The organism is Colwellia sp. MB3u-45, from assembly GCF_014077005.1.
GTDB lineage: Bacteria > Pseudomonadota > Gammaproteobacteria > Enterobacterales > Alteromonadaceae > Cognaticolwellia.
Genome location: NZ_JACGVC010000049.1, coordinates 312353 through 330051 on the forward strand (window position 1 = coordinate 312353; position 17699 = coordinate 330051).

General features: G+C 40.1%; 15 protein-coding genes. All 15 read right to left on the bottom strand.

Annotated features, from left to right (window positions below):
• Nucleotides 1-66: 66 nt before the first annotated feature.
• Nucleotides 67-1524, bottom strand: coding sequence for a Na+/H+ antiporter NhaC (gene nhaC / locus H4J41_RS12370; RefSeq protein ID WP_182137796.1), 1458 nt, complete (start codon nucleotides 1522-1524; stop codon nucleotides 67-69).
• 237 nt (nucleotides 1525-1761) lie between these two features.
• Nucleotides 1762-3798: a carboxy terminal-processing peptidase gene (prc, locus tag H4J41_RS12375; RefSeq protein WP_182137795.1), complete on the bottom strand. Its 2037-nt coding sequence runs from the start codon at nucleotides 3796-3798 to the stop codon at nucleotides 1762-1764.
• Between the two features lie 15 nt (nucleotides 3799-3813).
• Entirely contained in the window at nucleotides 3814-4599 is a 786-nt protein-coding gene (gene proQ / locus H4J41_RS12380) for an RNA chaperone ProQ (RefSeq protein ID WP_182137794.1), read from the bottom strand.
• Nucleotides 4600-4619: 20 nt separating this feature from the next.
• Nucleotides 4620-4907: a hypothetical protein gene (locus H4J41_RS12385; RefSeq protein WP_182137793.1), complete on the bottom strand. Its 288-nt coding sequence runs from the start codon at nucleotides 4905-4907 to the stop codon at nucleotides 4620-4622.
• Nucleotides 4907-5383, bottom strand: coding sequence for a GAF domain-containing protein (locus H4J41_RS12390; protein ID WP_182137792.1), 477 nt, complete (start codon nucleotides 5381-5383; stop codon nucleotides 4907-4909). The genes H4J41_RS12385 and H4J41_RS12390 overlap by 1 nt, the downstream gene beginning before the upstream one ends.
• 543 nt (nucleotides 5384-5926) lie before the next feature.
• Nucleotides 5927-7120 (bottom strand): 2-methylaconitate cis-trans isomerase PrpF, encoded by a 1194-nt coding sequence (prpF, locus tag H4J41_RS12395; protein WP_182137791.1) that lies wholly within the window; start codon nucleotides 7118-7120, stop codon nucleotides 5927-5929.
• 326 nt (nucleotides 7121-7446) lie between these two features.
• On the bottom strand, nucleotides 7447-10089 hold the full coding sequence (gene acnD / locus H4J41_RS12400; RefSeq protein WP_182137790.1) for a Fe/S-dependent 2-methylisocitrate dehydratase AcnD: 2643 nt from the start codon (nucleotides 10087-10089) through the stop codon (nucleotides 7447-7449).
• A 152-nt stretch (nucleotides 10090-10241) separates the two neighbouring features.
• Nucleotides 10242-11366, bottom strand: coding sequence for a 2-methylcitrate synthase (gene prpC / locus H4J41_RS12405; protein ID WP_182137789.1), 1125 nt, complete (start codon nucleotides 11364-11366; stop codon nucleotides 10242-10244).
• Nucleotides 11367-11491: 125 nt separating this feature from the next.
• Nucleotides 11492-12382: a methylisocitrate lyase gene (gene prpB, locus H4J41_RS12410; RefSeq protein ID WP_182137788.1), complete on the bottom strand. Its 891-nt coding sequence runs from the start codon at nucleotides 12380-12382 to the stop codon at nucleotides 11492-11494.
• 57 nt (nucleotides 12383-12439) lie between these two features.
• Nucleotides 12440-13120 (bottom strand): GntR family transcriptional regulator, encoded by a 681-nt coding sequence (locus H4J41_RS12415; protein WP_182137787.1) that lies wholly within the window; start codon nucleotides 13118-13120, stop codon nucleotides 12440-12442.
• A gap of 286 nt (nucleotides 13121-13406) precedes the next feature.
• Complete coding sequence (locus tag H4J41_RS12420; protein ID WP_182137786.1) at nucleotides 13407-14636, bottom strand: nucleoside recognition domain-containing protein; 1230 nt, start codon at nucleotides 14634-14636, stop codon at nucleotides 13407-13409.
• A gap of 111 nt (nucleotides 14637-14747) precedes the next feature.
• The gene (locus tag H4J41_RS12425) at nucleotides 14748-15530 is read right to left on the bottom strand and encodes a TatD family hydrolase (protein ID WP_182137785.1); all 783 of its coding nucleotides are present in this window, start codon (nucleotides 15528-15530) and stop codon (nucleotides 14748-14750) included.
• Nucleotides 15531-15673: 143 nt separating this feature from the next.
• Nucleotides 15674-16000 carry a PilZ domain-containing protein gene (locus tag H4J41_RS12430; RefSeq protein ID WP_259365560.1) on the bottom strand — a complete coding sequence of 109 codons (327 nt, stop codon included), beginning with the start codon at nucleotides 15998-16000 and terminating at the stop codon, nucleotides 15674-15676.
• Nucleotides 16001-16040: 40 nt separating this feature from the next.
• Nucleotides 16041-17054, bottom strand: coding sequence for a DNA polymerase III subunit delta' (locus H4J41_RS12435; RefSeq protein WP_182137784.1), 1014 nt, complete (start codon nucleotides 17052-17054; stop codon nucleotides 16041-16043).
• A gap of 3 nt (nucleotides 17055-17057) precedes the next feature.
• Nucleotides 17058-17693: a dTMP kinase gene (gene tmk / locus H4J41_RS12440; RefSeq protein ID WP_182137783.1), complete on the bottom strand. Its 636-nt coding sequence runs from the start codon at nucleotides 17691-17693 to the stop codon at nucleotides 17058-17060.
• Between the last annotated feature and the right edge of the window lie 6 nt (nucleotides 17694-17699).

Genomic DNA, 17699 nt, shown 5'->3' on the forward strand with positions numbered 1-17699 from the left:
TGTAATAGACATTAAAAAGCCTGTATTAAACAGGCTTTGTGAATATTTATTAATTTTGTAAATTTTTTAGTTCTTTGTCACTAGTCTTTTTATCTTAAAGCCCATATAACCATATGTCACGGCTAAAATAGGGTTAATTAAATTAAAGAAACAATAAAAGATATAATCATAAGATGTTAATGCCATAGCGCCAAACATAAATGCACCACAGGTATTCCAAGGGATTAATGGTGAAGTAATAGTGCCCGAATCTTCTAATGTTCGGCTTAATACTACTGGGTCTAAGCCTCTTTTTTCATATTCTTCTTTGTACATTCTTCCCGGCATCACAATAGCCATATATTGGTCGGCTGTGATCAAGTTAGTGCCTATACAAGTTGCTACGGTACTGGCAATTAAGCTACCTGTTGATTTTGCCTTCGCTAAGATTGACTCAACAAATTTTTTCAACATACCTAAATGCTCTAAAATTGCACCAAAGCTTAATGCGGTAACCACTAGCCAGATAGTATTTAACATACCCGACATACCACCACGGCTTAACAGTTGATCAATTTCCGCGTTACCTGTGTCGACAACTACGCCGTCAAAAAATGCCGTCCATACTACCATAATAGTGGCTTTAGTTGAATCTACACCTTCTTGAGCCATGCTAGAAATCAAGTCTTGTTGAAAAATCACCGCCCAAATAGCGCCTAATACCGCACCGATAGCAACCGCTGGAAATGCTGGCATTTTTTTATAAGCCATTACTAATAGTAGCAGTAAGGGGATTAAGTTCAAGGCTGATATGTTATAGGTATTTTCCAAGGTACTCGTTAATGACACAATACTATCTGTGTTCCCCACCCCTGAAGTAGAATGGTTAAAGCCAATAATAAGAAATAAAATTAGCGCTATGGTAATTGAAGGAATCGTTGTCCATAGCATGTAGCGAATATGAGCAAATAATTCACTACCGGCTACCGCAGGGGCTAAATTAGTCGTTTCGGATAATGGCGATAATTTATCACCAAAATAGGCGCCTGATATGACGGCACCAGCAGTAACCGATGGCGATAATTCAAAGCCGCCAGCAATACCAATAAATGCAACACCTACTGTCGCGGCAGTGGTCCAAGAGCTGCCTATGCTCATCGCTACAACACCGCACACTAGGCAGGTTGCGGCATAAAACCAACTGGGGTCTATAATTTTCAAGCCATAATAAACCATCGTAGGCACAGTACCTGATAACAACCATGTACCAATTAATGACCCTACTGCTAATAAAATTAGCACCGCGCCTAATGAAATTGATATGCCATGGATAATTGATTTTTCCATCTCATGCCATTTATGACCATTTTTTAGCCCAATCACCGCAGCTACGCCCGTCGCTAAAAACAAGGCTATTTGGTTAGGTCCTGATGATGAACTATCACCAAAAAAAGTTACCGCGGCAATTAATAAACAAATAAGGACAACGATTGGAATAAGAGAGTCCAACATAGAAGGTTGTCGCGAAGATTGAGGGTCAGACATAGATAAATTTACACCTTATTATCTTAATTATTATAGTGGTTAAATTATTTGTGCTAGTAAGATGCCGACTGTTCGCAGATAGTGCAAGCTATTTTTGACAATAAGCTGCTAACTAGCCCTTTGTTTATAAGGATTTAAAGAATAATTATGCAGTTATTTCAGGTAAAAATCAGTCGAAGAAACCTGGCACTAAAAAGCCACCCTAAGGTGGCTTTCATTATTGCATCAGTAAAGCAGCTATTTTTTGGCAACTTTACCCAGTGACACTAAGTCAAAGGTAATTCTTGCTGTTTCGTCTAAAAACGGGTCTAGTGCTTCTAAATCTTCTGGTAAGTCATCTAAGTCAGCTACGTTTTCTTTACCCATAACGGTAAGTCGTTCATTCGCACGCTTTAATTGCTTAGCCTTACGACTTTCTCTTTTTTCTTTGCGCTTGGCTAAGTTTAATGAGATATTTTTATCATCTTTTTCAGCTTTATATTCTGCAATATCAGAGAGTAAATAATTAAACTCTTGATTTTTTTCAACACGTGAACTGTACAATGAAGTCAAATATGATACATCTTTGCTAATATCATCAAGCTTATTATATTGCGCTTTTGGGATTTGGTCCCAAGGCAAGGCGTTTTCTTCTTTACTTTCGCCCCAGTCAGCTGGATCTATCGCCGATGGAAATTCAATATCGGGTAATACACCACGGTGTTGGGTGCTACCACCATTAATGCGATAAAACTTGGCAATCGTAAATTGAATGCTGCCAAACGGTTTTTCGTACAAATCATAGACACGGCCTAGACCTCTATGTTGCTGGACAGTGCCTTTGCCAAAAGTGTGTTCACCAACAATAATGCCTCGTCCATAATCCTGAATGGCTGCTGAGAATATCTCTGACGCTGAAGCACTGTAGCGATCAACCATAACAGTCAGTGGCCCGTCATAAAAACTAATACCGTCTTTATCACTGTTAACTTGTACGCGGTTAGCACCATCACGCACTTGTACTACGGGGCCTTTATCAATAAATAGCCCGGTAAGTAAAGTTGCCTCTGTTAACGAGCCACCACCATTGCCACGAAGGTCAACAATGATACCAGCCACGTTCTCCTCTTTAAGTTTAGCTATTTCAAGCTTAACATCGCGAGAAAGATGGTTGTAAAAGCTGGGGATAGTGATCACACCCAGTTTTTTAGTGTTCTCATCACCTTCTTTTTCAAAATAGACTTCTGATTTTGCCGCGCGATCTTCAAGTTTTATGGTATCTCTAACAATAGAAACCACTTTAATGCTGCTGTCATCTTCTGATTCTGCGCCTAAAACTTGTAACCTAACCTTGCTGCCTTTAGGACCTTTGATCAGTTCAACAACATCGTCTAAACGCCAACCAATAACGTCGACAAACTCTTTATCATCTTGTGCAACACCGACAATACGATCTTTAGGGTTTAATTCGTTAGATTTATCAGCCGGGCCACCAGAAACCACACTTTGAATAACGGTATAGTCTTCTTCTGCACGTAAAACTGCACCAATACCTTCCAGTGATAAATTCATTTCCATTTGAAAACGTTCAGCATTACGGGGAGATAAATATGAAGTGTGTGGTTCAACTACGCGGGCAAAGCTGTTCATGACGACTTGAAACACATCTTCACTTTCACTTTGCTTTAAGCGTTTAATCGCGTAACGATAACGTTTGCCTAATACTTCTTGAATTTTTTCCCACTCTTTACCGGCTAACGTTAAATTTAATGCATCATATTTAACTTTTTTACGCCATAACTCGTCTAATTCATCAACAGAGTTAGGCCATTGAGCATCTTCACGATCAAAGTCGTAGGATTCATCAAGGTCAAAATCAAAAGGTTTTTCGCTTGCTAAAAGGCTTAGTGCATATTGATAGCGTTCTAATCGGCGTTGTAAATTAAGGTTGTAAATTTCATAGGCAACATCAAGCTTACCGCGGGCAATAACCGTATCAAATTCATCACGATACTGCTCAAAGCCTTTAACGTCAGCAGCCAGAAATACGTTACGAGCGTAATCTAATTGCTTAATATAACGATCAAAAATTTGCTCTGAAAGTAAGTCATCAATTTTTATTTTTTTGTAGTGTGCACGCGTAAACTGTGCCGTAATTCGCTTTGTAGAGGCAGCATGTTGACTTTCTGGCGCCAGTATCAATAAGCTTTCATTGTCTACCTTAGTCTCAGCAAAAACTGAGATGCTGGCAAGTGACAATGATACCGCTATAGCTATACAACAAAATTTATGCATTCACATACTCCAAATTTATTCTGTAAAAATATTTTTAACTTGTGTTTTCACAACCATACCCGAGTTTAATTGTACGCTAACATCTTTGCCAGAAACTTCTGTAATAACAGCGTCCATTGAAGATTGTCCCAATTGCACTTTGATATTTTTGCCAACAACAACATTACTTGTTTCAACCGGTTTAAGTGTAACGGTTGGTTTTGCAACTACGCGCTTGGTTGATTTTACCGTATTGAATTTTTCTTTACGGCTACCATCTGTAGAGTCTTTAGCAACCGGCTTAGTTCCCTTAGCAGCATTACCTTTATAAGGTTTTTTAGCCACTTTGTCTTTAGGTTTTTTGGTACCAAACTTTTCTTGGCTTTCTTTTAATGTTTTGCTGGCATAATCTGCTTGTTCTTGATCAATCTCTGCAGAGTCATTACCGTCAATATCAATTCGAAAACAGCCTAATTTAATCGCTTTCAAATAACGCCAGCTACTTGTGTAATGTCTAAGTGCTTGACGTAGGCGAGTTTTACTTACCGTTTCATCACCAATCAGCTTTTCTGCTAAATCTTGAAAAATGCCAATTTTTAATGGTTTTGCAGCACCTTCGATAGAAAAACATGCTGGAAATTTTTCCGCCAAATAGCCAATAATTTCTTTTGTGCTAATACGCTTAACTTCAGCATCAACATTTGGCGTTGTTTCAACCACCGCATCTACTACTGGTGTTGTTTCAACTGCTGCGTCTGCTACTGTTGTTTCAACTGCCGCGTCTGCTACCACTTTTACTTCACTTTCTATTTTAGTTTCCATAAATACAACTTTTCAAAATTTTAATTCTGCTCTGCTAGATATTGTTCACGATTTTCCAACAAATGTCGGCACCAATCATAAATATCTTCACTTTCGATTTCAGCTAAGGCTTCTTGCCCTATCCACGTGTCCCACACCAAAGAAAGCAACTGCTCTAAAACCTCTGGTGCAATATCTTCTTCTGCTAAGTCATAAACGGTATGATAAATCTCGTTAATACGCTCAGCAACTATCTCTTCATCACCTTCCCAATCGCCAACAACGGCTTCTGAAACTAGGTAGTCATGAATAACAATAAATTCTTTCATTAGTTTACCACGCCATGGTTAATCATAACATTTTCAAACAAACTAATTATTTTTTCTAATCCTGCTTGATCATCACTATCAAAACGGTTGAACGCTATGCTGTCAATATCAAGCACAGCTATCACTTTCTCGTTCAACCTTAAAGGTAATACTATTTCAGCATTACTGCTAGCGTCACAAGCAATATGACCGTCAAACGCATGCACATCAGCAACACGTTGTACTGCATTTTTACTTGCCGCTGTTCCACAAACCCCACGACCTAAAGGGATACGGATACAAGCCACTTTACCTTGAAATGGACCAAGGACAAGTTCGTCATTGATCAAACGGTAAAAACCAACCCAATTAACATCTGCTAATTGCTCAAATAACAAAGCACTGACGTTGGCCATATTAGCAATCACATCAGTTTCATCACTGATCAAGGCTTCAACTTGCTTATATAAGTCACGATAAAAGGTGTTTTTTGTCATTAATGAAGATGCCTACAATAAAAACGCATAACATACCCTGATAGCGCAGAAAACTAAAGCGCTATCAGCAGCAATTCGCAATTATCTAGCAATTTTATGATAAATATTAACTTTAGTGGCGCATTTATCATTTTTTCATCGTTAAATCGTCTACTACTCGCTTTTTGATATATTTCTTTAAGCTTTTATTTTGCCAACCTTGATGATTATTTATTTACGGTTTAGCAACCATCTCTTTATATAAATAGTGTCATATTGCTCAACAGCCATAGGTTTTATTTTTGCCATAGCCAATAGATAAATCATGCATGCTTACATAACTCTCAGTCAATAGCACAATATAGCAGCATAGAGTCGAACAATAGCGAGCTATTGTAATGACGCATAGCAATTAATTAGTCTCACGTAAATGCCTTAAAAAATTTTTATAGATAACAACTTTTATAATAAAAAAATCTTGTGCATTAACAAAAAGCACTATCAAAAGCATTACTGATAGTGCTTTATTAAAGCCTTTATGGCTGATCAAAGCCAGTAATGAACTTAAAACGAATCCGCAGGAATACGCACCCAACCTTCCATTAATACCCGAGCACTGCGGCTCATAATGGCTTTATTTACCGTCCACATACCATCAACCTTTGATGCTTGAGCACCCACTTTAAGGGTGCCCGATGGGTGACCAAAAACAACAGCGTCACGTTCGCCACCGCCAGCGGCTAAATTCACTAAGGTGCCTGGAATTGCGGCTGCAGTGCCAATAGCCACGGCTGCCGTGCCCATCATTGCATGATGTAACTTACCCATAGATAAAGCACGAACATGTAGGTCTATATCCGTTGCACAAACCGCTTTACCACTTGATGTTACATAGTCTTTAGCGGCACTGACAAAAGCCACTTTTGGGGTATGTTGACGTGCAACGGCTTCAGATACATCATTTATCAGACCCATTTTAATTGCGCCAGCAGCACGAATAGTTTCAAAACGTGCTAATGCCGCTTCATCATTATTAATCGCCTCTTGTAATTCCGTACCTGTGTAGCCTATATCTTCAGCATTTAAGAAAATAGTGGGAATACCAGCACTGATCATAGTGACTTTAACTGTAGCTGCTTTAAAAGTACCTATCGCGGGAACTGCTAGCTCATCAACTACATTACCTGTCGGAAACATAGCTTCACTAGGGTCAACAGGCGCTATAAATTCTACTGGTACTTCTGCAGCAGGAAAGGTTACGCCATCAAGTTCAAAGTCACCAGTTTCTTGTACTTGCCCATGCGTAATAGGCACGCGAGCAATAATCGTTTTGCTAATGTTTTTTTGCCAAATACGTACCGTACAAATACCATTTTCCGGAATACGGCTAGCAGCAACTAAACCCGACATAATGGCAAATGAGCCCACTGCAGCGGTCAAATTCCCACAATTACCACTCCAATCAACAAACGCTTTATCTATCGCCACTTGACCAAATAAATAGTCAACGTCGTGATCTACCACAGCACTTTTAGCCAAAATAACGGTTTTACTGGTACTTGATGTAGCCCCACCCATACCATCGGTTTGTTTACCGTAGGGATCTGGACTACCAATAACTCGAAGTAGCATATTATCACGAGCTTGCCCCGCTATTTGGCAACGCTCTGGCAAGTCAGTAAGATTAAAAAATACACCTTTTGACGTACCACCTCGCATATAGGTTGCGGGGATTTTTATTTGAGAAACTGAAGACATTTAACACCTCTAAATTTTATCAATATGAGCCACTTTACTCACCTTCCATGTGAGAAATTTAGTGTTCGTTTAGCGCATCGACGTTCCTTCACATCCATGTGATCACGTCAAAACGTTCGTTGATTACATCGACGCTCCTTAACATCCATGTGATCACGTCATACCGTTCGCCCTGAACATAAAAAAGCAGCAATTAAATTGCTGCTTATATTTTTCATTAACCTTTACTATCTAAAGCCATTATTTTTATTGACCACAAGACAGCTGTACACCCGCTATATTTATAGCTCAATACAGGTAACGCCACTATCATCAAAAATAAGCCTTTAGCCATTAGACTCTAAAAAATCGTTGGCAAACTTTTGTAAAACACCACCGGCTGCATAAACAGACACTTCTTCAGCAGTATCTAAACGACATTTTACTGGAATCTCAACGACTTCGCCCTGACCTTTATCTGAGCGTCGCGTCATGACGACCGTCATCGCTCCACCTGACGTTGGCGTACCCACTACATCGTAAGTTTCTGAACCATCAATATGGTAAGTATGACGAGTTTCACCGTTAATAAACTCTAACGGTAACACGCCCATACCCACTAAATTAGTACGGTGAATACGCTCAAAACCTTCAGCAATAATCACTTCAACACCCGCTAAACGAACACCTTTGGCCGCCCAATCGCGTGATGAACCTTGACCATAATCAGCACCGGCAATAATAATAAGCGGCTGCTTGCGTTCCATATAAGTTTCAATGGCTTCCCACATCCGAGATTCAGTACCTTCGGGCTCAATACGCGTGAGTGAGCCTTGCTTAACTTCACCTTTTTCATCACGACACATTTCGTTAAATAATTTAGGGTTAGCAAATGTTGCACGTTGCGCGGTTAAGTGGTCACCACGATGAGTTGCATACGAGTTAAAGTCTTCTTCTGGTAAGCCCATTTTATGTAAGTAGGCACCCGCAGCACTGTCCAATTGAATAGCATTTGAAGGTGATAAATGATCGGTGGTAATGTTGTCACCCAATACCGCTAACGGCCGCATACCTTTCATGGTACGTTCACCGGCTAGTGCGCCTTGTCCCTCTGTATCCCAGTAAGGAGGACGACGAATATAAGTACTGGTTTCATCCCAAGCGTATAACGGACTTTCAGCGGGCTCAAAAGCGCCTAAATCAAACATTGGTGTGTAGATTTTTTTGAATTGCTCAGGTTTGACACATGAGGCAACAATCGCATCAATTTCTTCATCACTTGGCCAGATGTCTTTCAGCGTAATGTCGTTGCCGTTTTGATCTTGACCTAAAATGTCTTTTTCAATATCAAAACGAATAGTACCGGCAATAGCGTAAGCAACCACTAAAGGGGGTGACGCTAAAAAAGCTTGTTTTGCATACGGATGAATGCGGCCATCAAAGTTACGATTACCTGATAATACGGCGGTTGCATATAAATCACGGTCAATCACTTCTTGTTGAATCTTTGGGTCTAACGCGCCACTCATGCCGTTACACGTGGTACAGGCGTAACCTACAATACCAAAACCTAGTTTTTCCATTTCAACCAATAAGCCCGCTTCTTCTAAATAAAGCTTGGCTACTTTTGAACCTGGCGCAAATGAAGATTTAACCCAAGGTTTACGCACTAAGCCTAGCTCATTTGCACGTTTAGCAATCAGGCCTGCAGCGACAACATTGCGCGGATTAGAGGTATTTGTACAAGAGGTAATAGCGGCAATAATGACCGCACCATCAGGCATTTGGCCATTAGCTTCTTGCACTTTACAAGCAGCAAGATCTTTAGCGATATTTTTTGAGGCTAAATCAGCTGTCGCTAAACGACGATGTGGATTAGAAGGACCGGCTAAGTTACGACCTACGCTTGATAAATCAAATTCGATAACCCGTGGATATTGCGCCTCTACTAAATCATCAGCCCACAGGCCAGTGTGCTTAGCATAAGTTTCAACCAGTGCTATTTGCTCTGGTTCACGCCCGGTAATTTTCAAATAATCAATGGTTTGTTCATCGATGTAGAACATAGCGGCTGATGCACCATATTCTGGAGTCATGTTTGAGATAGTCGCTCGATCACCAATAGTTAAGCTTCTAGTGCCTTCGCCAAAGAATTCTAAGTAAGCAGACACCACTTTTTCATTACGTAAAAATTCAGTGATCGCTAATACTATATCCGTTGCTGTGATGCCCGGTTGACGTTTACCGGTCAGCTTTACACCGATAATATCGGGTAAGCGCATCATAGATGGACGACCCAGCATAACGGTTTCGGCTTCTAAACCACCAACACCAATAGCAATAACACCTAAGGCATCAATGTGTGGTGTGTGAGAATCAGTACCAACACAAGTATCAGGAAAAGCGACACCGTCACGCGCTTGAATAACCGGCGACATTTTCTCTAAATTAATTTGATGCATAATGCCGTTACCCGCGGGGATAACATCAACATTTTTAAAAGCAGTTTTGGTCCACTCAATAAAATGAAAGCGGTGTTCATTACGACGGTCTTCAATTGCTCGATTTTTCTCAAAGGCTTCACTATCAAAGCCAGCAGCTTCTACGGCGAGTGAATGGTCGACAATTAATTGTGTGGGTACAACAGGGTTAACTTTAGCTGGATCGCCACCTTGATCCGCAATGGCATCTCGAAGGCCGGCTAAATCAACTAAAGCGGTTTGACCAAGAATGTCATGACAAACCACACGTGCCGGATACCAAGGAAAGTCTAAATCTTGCTTGCTTTCAATAATTTGCTTTAGCGAATCAGTTAAGGTTGCAGGGTCACACCGGCGAACTAATTGTTCAGCGAGCACACGTGATGTGTAAGGTAGTGTTTTATAAGCACCGGGGCTGATTGTTTCAATCGCTTCTCGTGTATCGAAAAAATCTATTGTTACACCATTGTGTTTATAACCTGGCAAAGGTTTGCGGTAATCGTAATTCATAACTTACTCCACATAGTAAAAAAGAGTACAACAGACTCTTTTTAAGTAATTTAATTAATGACACGGCATTATCACTAGCAGCTTATAGCAGCCCTATCAGCATAGATAAGGCTTTTATTTATACTGATGCTAAGTAATAACTACCTGTTAGCTTACCTAGTAGCGATAGGTTGCACTTTACGAGGCTCTGCACCAATGTAGTCAGCAGACGGGCGAATAATACGGTTGTTTTCACGTTGCTCCATAACATGAGCCGCCCAACCCGTTAAACGAGAACAAACAAAAATAGGGGTAAATAATTTCGTTGGAATGCCCATATAATTGTAGGTTGAGGCATGAAAAAAATCAGCATTACAAAATAACTTTTTGCTGTCCCACATAAACTCTTCACAGGCTACTGAAATATCGTATAACGACGTATCGCCATTTTCAGCGGCCAGCTTTTCAGACCATGCTTTGATGATGACATTACGTGGATCAGATGTGCTGTAAATCGCATGTCCAAAACCCATGATTTTTTCTTTACGCTCAAGCATACCAGCCATTTGTACTTTGGCATCAGCAGGAGAGTTAAACTTTTCAATCATGTCCATTGCAGCTTCGTTAGCACCGCCGTGAAGTGGCCCACGTAGCGTACCAATAGCACCGGTCACACATGAGAACATATCTGATAGCGTTGAAGCACAAACACGTGCCGTAAACGTAGAGGCATTAAATTCATGCTCAGCGTATAGAATTAATGATACATCCATCACGCGCTCATGCTGTTTAGACGGACTTTTACCATTTAATAGACGTAAAAAATGTCCACCTAGCGACGCTTCATCTGAAGTACAGTCAATTTCTATACCCTCATGTGAAAATTTATACCAATAACACATAATGGCAGGAAAAGCCGATAACAAGCGGTTTGCAGCTTTATTTTGTTCACTAAAATCATTTTCTGGTTCTAAATTACCTAAAAATGAACAACCCGTGCGCATAACATCCATTGGATGTGCTTCTTTTGGGATCAGCTTAAGTACAGCTTTTAAAGCTTGCGGTAAATCACGCATCGCCAATAAATCAGTTTTATAGCTAGCTAGCTCTGTTTCATTAGGGAGTTCACCGTTGAAGAGTAAGTAAGCCACTTCTTCAAAAGTTGAATTTTCAGCTAAATCAGCAATATCGTAACCACAATAAGTTAAGCCCGAACCTGATTTTCCTACCGTACATAAAGCTGTGTCGCCAGCACTTTGTCCACGTAAGCCAGCACCTGATAATTTTTTATCTTTCATTATTCTTTCCCCTAGTACTTAACAGTGATTAATTTACTGTTAAGGGTTAAAATTTAGTTTCTTATTGATATATTTTAATGCTTATAGCTGTTCCACTTTAAGGTGTTGAAGTAGAACAGATATAACTACTTGTTTTTACCTTCAGAGAACAAAGCATCAAGCTTTTGCTCATAATCGTGGTAACCCAGGTAATCATATAAATCCATACGTGTTTGCATGTTATCGATTTCTGTTTTTTGGTCACCATCTGCAAGCAAGGTTTTGTAAACAGACTCTGCTGCTTTATTCATCGCTCTAAATGCAGATAATGGATAAAGCACCATGGCACAGCCCCACTCGCCTAACTGGGCTTTATTCCACAATTCTGTTTGGCCAAATTCAGTAATATTGGCTAATACCGGCACATCAAGCGCTTCAGTAAAAGCTCGGTAATGCGCTTCAGTTTGAATAGCTTCAGCAAAAATACCATCTGCACCAGCAGCAACATAGGCTTTAGCACGTTCAAGCGCGGCTTCTAAACCTTCCTGAGCAAACGCGTCAGTGCGAGCCATAATGAAAAAGTCGCTATCAATACGCGCGTCAACAGCCGCTTTAATGCGATCCGCCATTTCTTCTGTAGAAACAATTTCTTTATTCGGACGATGGCCACAACGCTTTTGCGCTACTTGATCTTCAATGTGAACTGCAGCAGCGCCGGCTTTTTCCATATCACGAATAGTTTTAGCAATATTAAATGCACCGCCCCAGCCGGTATCAATATCCACTAAAAGCGGTAAGCTACAAGCTGAAGTAATACGTGATACATCGGCAATAACGTCATTTAATGATGTCATGCCTAAATCGGGTAAGCCATAAGAGGCATTCGCAACACCACCACCAGATAAGTAAATAGCTTGGTGACCTAATTGTTCAGCCATCATTGCACAATAAGCGTTAACGGTACCTACAACCTGCAAGGGTTTATTATTTGCTAAAGCCTGGCGAAATTTAGCACCAGGAGATAATTGTTTAGACATTGCTTTATCCTTTTTTAGTCGTGTATATGTTGTATTAAATTAACTTTACAGCTGCCGCTATTGTTGCTGGGCAATTTTCTTTTCGATATTTTTGCGTGAAGCCGCAATATGACGCCTCATTAGCATTTCGGCTAATTCACCATCACGATCAGCTATCGCTTCAATAATGCGAGAATGTTCATCAAACGCTTTAGTTGCTCGTGGACTATTCATTCCAAATTGGCAACGATACATACGAACAAGGTGATAAAGCTGACCACACAAGATATTAATGAGTTGTTGATTATGACTACCGAGTATCACTTTATAGTGAAAGTCTAAATCACCTTCTTCTTGATAGTAGGCAATACCGTCGCGCAATGCCTTGGCACTTGCATGCTGCTTAAGCATGACCTTCATTTCAATAATTTCATCTTCAGTCATATTTATCGCGGCTTGGCGACATGCCATGCCTTCGAGTGCTTCGCGAACGACGTAAATTTCTAACAGCCCAGCAATTGAACATTCAACCACACGAGAGCCAACATTGGCTTTGCGTTCAATTAAATGACATTTTTCCAAACGATTTAGCGCTTCACGCAAGGTTGAACGACTAATTTGATAGTTTTTAGCTAGTTCTGGCTCACTAATTTTACTACCAGATTTGATGGTGCCATCAACAATGGCGTGTAGCATTTGCTCAAATACTTTATCTGCCGTAGTAACCGCGGCTTGAGTTGTAGGGTTGTTTAACGCCATTAATATTGTCGACAGATATAAAAATATGGCGCTTATGATAACAACTCTTCAGCAATAGTCAATGTGAAGCCTAGGGTATTGTCGACAATACTCATTAGGCATTAGTCGTAGACACTATGAAATAGCGTGAAGTGATATTACAATTACTCACCAATAAAAACAAATAAAAACAAATAAACTAATGTTAAATAAGCGTATTTGTAAAATACAGCCGCATTTACTCATCCGTTAATCCATCTTGTTATCATGTTTAACAATGCCCACCAAGTGTCGACAATAGACAGGGTTAGCCAAAAAACCAATAACAAACACCAATAGCAGCAGTAATGCCGGCAAGATCAGCAATAAGTCCACAAGCCAAGGCATGGCGACTATAACGAATACCAACAGAGCCAAAATAAACCGCTAAAACATAAAATGTAGTTTCAGTAGAGCCTTGCACAATAGAAGCTAAGCGACCAGCGAATGAATCAGCGCCATGAGTATTCATGGTTTCTATCATCATAGCACGAGCGCCAGAGCCACTTAAGGGCTTCATAAATGCCGTAGGTAGTGCATCAACAAAACGAGTATCACCATTAAAAAGCAACACTAACTGTCGTATGCCTTCAATCAAAATATCTAAAGCGCCACTGGCTCTAAATACCCCAATCGCACACAACATGGCCAACAGATAAGGAATGATTTTTATACTGGTTTCAAAACCTTGTTTAGCCCCTTCAATAAAGCTGTCATATACATTCACTTTGCGTTTTAAGGCGACGAATAAGAAACTAATTAGCGTGGAGAATATGAGTAAATTGCCCATCAAGGAGGATTGTTGCGCTAACAACTCTGCACTCAAGGTAGTGAAATAAACCACAACACCACCGACAAGTGCGATGCCTGCGGCTAAATAAAGTAAAATAACTTGCTGATAAAGTTTTATTTTTTGCACAAATGCAACCGCAAACAATCCTGCGAGGGTTGAGGCAAATGTTGCCAATAAAATAGGGACAAAAACATCAGTCGGGTTTAACGCTCCCTGTTGGGCACGATAAACAAAAACAGTAACAGGGAATAAGGTTACCGCGGAAGTATTCAACACCAGAAAGAGTATTTGCGCATCACTTGCCGTTTCTTTGTTTGGATTCAGCAATTGCAGATCTTGCATGGCTTTTAAGCCTAAAGGCGTAGCCGCATTATCTAACCCTAAGAAATTTGCCGACAAGTTCATGGTCATTGAACCTATGGCCGGATGCCCTTTGGGTACCTCTGGCATAAGACGGACAAATAGTGGTGAAATAAACTGTGCAATTTTGTCGATAATACCGGCATGTTCCGCTATCTTCATCATGCCTAACCAAAAACTTAAAATGCCAATCAGGCCAATCGCAATCTCAACCGTTACCTTAGACATATCAAAAATGGCGTTAACAATTTCTTCAAAAATTAAAATTTGATCAAAAACCAGCCATTGCACTATGGCAGAAATAAAGGCAACAAAGAAAAATCCGCTCCAAATACGATTTAACAAACCTGCTCTCTTTTATTTTTATTCTTAGTATAAATATTATGACACACAAGACTAGCCTTAGTTTTATGGTTAGTTTTGACTCATAGTATTAAATAATTCTCTGAAGTAGCACTATTTGACAGGAATAGTTTCAGGAAACAAACGATGAAAGTTCTCACTCGATTGTCGGGCAATCTCTGCAACCGAAGTACCACGAATACTGGCTAAATGTTTTGCGACTTCAACTACGTAAGCGGGCTGATTTTGTTTACCACGATGGGGCACTGGTGCTAAATAAGGCGCATCCGTTTCAATTAAAAAACGGTCTGAGGGTACTTTTTTCGCCACTTCTTTTAAATCAGTCGCATTTTTAAAAGTAACAATGCCGGAAAAGGAGATATAAAAACCCATCGCTATTGCTTGTTCAGCCATCTCCCAACTTTCAGTAAAGCAATGTAAAATGCCGCCAACATTTTCCGCCTGCTCTGCTCTTAACATAGCTAAGGTATCTTCTTGAGCACCTCTAGTGTGGATAATCAGGGGTTTTTTTAGCTGATTAGCAACGCGTATATGTTTTCGAAAAGAGTCTAACTGCACTGGTTTTGTTTCGGGCGCATAAAAATAATCAAGGCCCGTTTCACCAATAGCGACAACACGTGGGTCGGTCGCTAAACGAGTTAATAGTGCCGGGTCAATTTCATCCGCTTGATTTAGCGGATGCGCACCACAGGTTAGCCAAACATTGTCATATTTAGCCGTTGCTTCTGCCATCGCTGGAAAGTCTTCTAAAGTAACGCTAACACACAATAAAGTATTAACCTTTTCTGCCAAGGCCGCATTAACAACATTATCTAAATTATTGTCAAAATCTTCGAGTTTTAAACGGTCTAAATGACAATGGGAATCTATGAACACAGGGTTACTCCGCACAAAGGTGCTAAAGGTTAGTTTGGGTATTTATCATAGCCATTGAATTAATGAGTTGCTGACGTCGCAAAAATATTCTCAATGGGCATAATATTCAATAGTGCTATTTTAGTTAGATAAAAATAAGCATGTTACATTGATAAGGTCGGCTCAGATGAACTCAATAAATGCCCTATCGCTTTGTCAATTTGGCTACGCATATTGTCAGGATCTTCAAAAAAACTAACACCTATACCTGCAGGTGTACCGTTTTGCGCACCAATGGGAGTGATCCAAGAAACTTTGCCTTTAATTTTTGAAGGCTCTAAGGAGTCAGGTAATGTCACAAGCAAGTTCACATCAGTGGCTAATTCATAATGCTCTGTGGTGCGAACAAATAAACCACCATTTTTCATAAACGGCATATATGACTGATATAAATCACGATCTGACATAAAATCAAGTGTAATATTTTTCAAAATCATCCCTCTATTTTTGTTGGCTTTTTTATTAATGTTTTTATTGCTTTTTTTGTTCAACGACAAGGCTAATATCGGCGAGTAATTTTTCACTTAAAAACTGCCGGTTAACTTGCACTAATGTCTTTAACTTAATATTGGCCGCTTGGACTAAATTATATACCTGCCATAACTGTTGTTTATTGATGACACTTGCTTGTTGATTTTCATGCCCTGCTGTTGGCCAGCCCCATTGATTACGCATCAAATTAACTAAGATTTTTTCCAACCAACGAAAGCCATCATGACGTTCAACCAATAAGGTTAATATCTCTGCACGGTGTTGATGAGCGCATAAATAGTCTTTGACCTTATCACGAAACGCGGTAAACGCAACGGCAGTGGCTTCGTCTGTTAATTCGCTTAGATGGCTAAGGTTTACAAAAGCATCATTACCCTGTTTTTTATATTCAGCCAAAAGTTTTTTGCCAACCGGAGGACGTATTTCAAATTTTTGACAACGACTGATAATAGTGGGTAACAGCACATCACTGCTATGCGTTGTTAACATAATGAAACTTTGAGATGTTGGTTCTTCTAACGTTTTTAATAACGCATTAGCTGCTGATACGGTCATGGTGTCAGCATGATTGACTAAGGCTGTTTTGGCGATGCCGATATGAGCGGTTTTCTCAAAAAATTGGCTCAGTTTCCGTATTGCATCTACGCCAATGGTATTTTTGTCATTAACGATAGTCAGATGATCCGGATAACTGCCATTGGCAAACAACTTGCAAGTTTTGCAATAACCACAAGGTTGAAAAATAAACGGCTGCGCATTGGTCGTTTCTTCACTTACTTGGCTTACTTTGCGTAAGTTTTCTTCTGTTTCTTGTTTTCTGTTTTGTGGCAAGTCTTGTGTTAAGTCTTGGCACAGCAGCACGTTGATCAGCCAGTGTGCTATTTCTTCTTGACCCGCGCCATCAACACCAGAAAATAACAAGGCATGAGGAAGCTTATTTTCGTGAATTTGTCGAGACAATTGCTGCTGAAGCGCCAATAACCAAGTTTTCATCTGTTAGCCTTGTTTACTATTAATAAAAGCTTCAACAGCTTTAACTACAGCTTTGTGCACTAGGTCCATATCTTGGCTCGCATCTATAATATCTGTGCTGTCTGACGCTTGTGCTAAAGCTAGATATTTGTTGCGTACGCGCTGAAAAAATTCAATTTTCTCTTGTTCAATCCGGTCTAATTCGCCTCGCGCTTGTGCTCGAGCTAAGCCCAATTCTGGCGCAATATCTAAATAAACGGTTAAGTCGGGTGTAAAGCCCTTTAAGGTAACATCAGCTATAGTATTCATTATCGCATCGTCAAATTGTCGTCCACCACCTTGATAAGCCCGTGATGATAAATCATGACGGTCGCCAATCACCCACGTACCTTTTGCTAAGGCGGGTAAAATTTTATTGACTAGCAATTGACTACGACTGGCATACATCAACAAAAGTTCAGTTTCTTGCGTTAGCGCTTCATCATGACTGACTGATTTTACAATGTCTCGCAGAGCTTCGGCTAATGGCGTACCACCTGGCTCTCGAGTTTTTATAAAAGGGATATTATATTTATTTAACACAGCTTCAATAACGCTAATGGCTGATGACTTACCTGCGCCTTCTATGCCTTCGACAACAATAAACTTACCTTTCTTCATGCTGAA